Below are 3,567 nucleotides of genomic sequence, written 5' to 3' on the forward strand. Positions count from 1 at the left end.
GCCCCTCATCCGCCCTTCGGGCACCTTCTCCCCGTGAACGGGGAGTAGGAAGGATGACCCGTGCCAAAAAGCCCGACCTTCTGCGCGACAACGAGCTGATCTATGGCCGCCTGCTCGCCGTCGACGAGCCGCATCTCATCCAGCGCTACAACAAGGCGCTTGTCGCCTTCGGCCTCGAGCCTACCAAGCTGAAGAGCTTCCAGATCGACCGCACCGGCTTCTCGCCCGAGGTCGCCGAGGAGTGCGGCGACTATGACTATCTCGATCCCAACGAGGTCAACCGCCGTTTCATCATCCTGACGCCGTCGCAGATCGACCTGCCGGTGGTGCACACCGCTTTCTCCAACACCTCGCAGCTGATGTTCGAGTTCATGTCCAAGAACCAGCGCGCCATCGACGCGCTGACCATCAAGGACGTCATCTACGGCGAGATCGAGGATTCCGTTCCCAAGGTCAACGACATCGAGGACCTGCTCTCGATCAACCAGGTCGAGTTCAAGGTGCTGTCGGCCGAGGACGTGCTCGGCAAGGCGGCCGAGCTCGGCAAGCTCGTCGACCGGCTGAAGCAGGAGCCGGACGCCTGGCGCGACAATGCCATGCTTGAGCGCATGGTCGATCTCGCCAAGGTCTGCGGCGACATCCGCGAGAACGCGCTGGTCCCCGACCAGGTGATCTTCCGCCACAACGCCTACTGGACCAGCCATTTCGGCGGGCTTTACGTCTTCGTCGACCCTGACATGACGACGGTGATCTGCGATCCGGCCGCCCCCGGCTTCCGCCGCTCGCGGCCCTGGCAGGTGAGCTATCTGTCGATCAACGACGCCGATAAGGTATTCCGCTTCCTCGCCACCACCGGCCGGCTGGACCTGCCGCGCGCCTCCTGGATCGAGGCCTCGGGCTATCTCGAGCATCGCGCCGAGATGGTGGTGCGGGCGTTGATCCGCGACGCCGAGCCCAACCGCAACCTGAACGATGTCGACAAGGTCTGGCTGCAGACCTGGATCCACGGCCATGCCGACTTGATCGCCAGCGACGGCAACTTCCCGTTCCTCAACGCCGCCAAGCGCGAGATCGCCCAGTTCGGCCACCTGAAGTTGGAAGATGTGCCGCCTCGCCAGCGCTTCCTGGTCGTGCGCGCCAGGCCCGATCATCCCGATGCCTGGCTCACCAACCAGCTGATCTCGGATTTCGTGCCACAGGACTTCGTCTCGCGCTACGTCTTCAACAAACCGGGCTTCTACAAGGACTTCGACGGCTTCAGCGATGCCTGGCGATCGCATGTTGTGGACGTTCTGAAAACCACATATTTGAAGGATAAGGCGGCATTCCGCGCGCGCCTTTACGGCTTGACTGACTAGAGCAATTCCAGGAAAAGTGTGGGCGGTTTTCCGCCCGGAATTGCGTCAAAACAAAGGGTTAGAGCAGATCGCCGTTTCCCGCGAAACGGCGAAATGCTCTAAGGGGTGACACAGCCATGCTTGACCCGATCGTGAACTTCTTCACCCGGATTTTCCAATGGATCGGCCGCGGCATCGGCTTCATCATCGGCATTATTCTCTGGCCGTTCATGTGGGTGGGCCGCTGGTATGGGCAGCGCGGCTGGATCCTGAAGGCCGTGGTAGGCCTTGCCGTTCTGGTGCTGATCGGCCTTTACGCCAACTTCTTCTACGCCACCCAGTGGTGGAACAACTTCGAGCCAAACTATCCTGACAAATATACCTTCGAGACGCGCAACGTGTCGGCCGGCGAGCAGGTTTCGGCCGGCGCCGGCACCGACACCGCCAAGACCTGCGGCAATTCGGCGATCGCTCAGGTGGCGGCCGATCTGACGGACTTCAACGTCAACCAGAATGCCTGGATCTCGTCGATGATCCTCTACAAGGTCGGCCTGTTCGGCATCGACTGGGACAACACGCCGTGGATGGACAACAAGGCCTCCTTCCAGCGGGGCATCAACCAGGCGGTGCGCCGCACCGCGACGGAGCTTGCCGACAATCTCGGCCGCGTGCGCACGACGTCGCAGATCGACAGCGACCTGCAGGACGCGCGTGGCAATCTGCAGTTCGACGAGGAGACCTGGTATTTCGGCTTGAACCCGTTCGGTCCGAAGACACCGACACCGAGCTATTATCGCGACGCGGTGCGCAAGCTCCGCTCCTTCAATGCCCGGCTCGCCACCTGCCAGGCCACGTTCGACGCCCGCGCCGACAATTTGAAGCAATATATCGATCGTATCGCCAGCGACATTGGTTCGACCTCCGCAATCCTCAAGGAGCGCGCCGAGAACCACAATGACGGCTGGTTCGACTTCCGCGCCGACGACCGCTTCTGGTTCGCCTATGGCCAGCTCTATGCCTATTACGGGCTCATGAAAGGCGCGCAGGCCGACTTTGAGGGCGTGATCAAGGAAAAGCACCTGCAGAATCTGTGGGACACGATGGACGCGCAATTCGTCTCGGCGCTGCGCATCCAGCCCTTCATCATCGCCAACGGCCGCGAGGATGGCTGGCTTCTGCCGACGCATCTGACGACCATGGGCTTCTACATCCTGCGCGTGCGCTCAAACATGGTCGAGATCAGCAACGTGCTGACCCAGTAACACCGCTGCGGCCGCCAGGCGCTGGCGGATTTGCGCCGTCGCTTCTGTCGCATTCCGTGCATTGCGCGGCTGTTTTGAGACGGCGGAGCGATCCCTGCTCTGGCTTCTATACGGCGCAACGACCAGGGCGCCGAAGACGCCGGGATGGTCGACCGGGAACAGCAATTTCTTTCTTCGCAGGAAACATAGTTGCATGGAAGTTGACGCCGTCACAGCGACAGGGTTAGAACATGCCCTTGCGTCCGGGCGGCGTTTCGAGCATGCACCAGAGCATGATCCCGAAAAGTTGCAGACTTTTTCGGAGAAGATCATGCTTCAAAAGCGAAATTTTGAGCGAAATGACAATTCAAGGAAGGGTCATATCGCTCTAGTGATCGAACCCCTCCCCTCCACCGCCCAATCCAGAGGAAAGCCGTCATGGCCGAAGTGAAGTCCGACATCGAGATCGCGCGCGCCGCCAAGAAGAAACCGATCCAGGAGATCGGCGCCAAGATCGGCATCCCGTACGAGCACCTTTTGCCCTATGGCCACGACAAGGCGAAGGTCTCGGCCGAGTTCATCAAATCGGTCAGGGGCAACAAGGACGGCAAGCTGATCCTGGTCACCGCCATCAACCCGACGCCCGCCGGCGAAGGCAAGACGACCACCACGGTCGGCCTCGGCGACGGCCTGAACCGCATCGGCAAGAAGGCGATCGTGTGCATCCGCGAAGCCTCGCTCGGCCCGAATTTCGGCATGAAGGGCGGCGCCGCCGGCGGCGGCCTGGCCCAGGTCGTGCCGATGGACGACATGAACCTCCACTTCACCGGCGACTTCCACGCCATCACCACCGCCCATAACCTGCTTTCGGCGCTGATCGACAACCACATCTACTGGGGCAACGAGCTCGGCATCGACATCCGCCGCGTTGCCTGGCGCCGTGTCATGGACATGAACGACCGGGCGCTGCGCGAGATCATCTGCTCGCT

General features: G+C 61.4%; 4 protein-coding genes. All 4 read left to right on the plus strand.

The genetic code is table 11. The features are described 5' to 3' along the window. Positions 1-53 precede the first annotated feature (53 nt). A complete protein-coding gene (locus AC4FWB_RS33800) occupies positions 54-1,358 on the plus strand; it encodes a DUF6638 family protein (protein WP_491030549.1) in 1,305 nt (434 codons plus the stop codon). 116 nt (positions 1,359-1,474) lie between these two features. Further along, positions 1,475-2,599 (plus strand): DUF2333 family protein, encoded by a 1,125-nt coding sequence (locus AC4FWB_RS33805; protein WP_491030550.1) that lies wholly within the window; start codon positions 1,475-1,477, stop codon positions 2,597-2,599. 193 nt (positions 2,600-2,792) lie between these two features. Further along, the gene (locus AC4FWB_RS33810; RefSeq protein WP_491030551.1) at positions 2,793-3,029 is read left to right on the plus strand and encodes a hypothetical protein; all 237 of its coding nucleotides are present in this window, start codon (positions 2,793-2,795) and stop codon (positions 3,027-3,029) included. Then, on the plus strand, positions 3,017-3,567 hold a 551-nt coding region (locus AC4FWB_RS33815), incomplete at its 3' end, for a formate--tetrahydrofolate ligase (RefSeq protein ID WP_491030552.1). The genes AC4FWB_RS33810 and AC4FWB_RS33815, both read left to right, overlap by 13 nt.

It is taken from the genome of Mesorhizobium sp. LEGMi-168a (genome assembly GCF_058312955.1).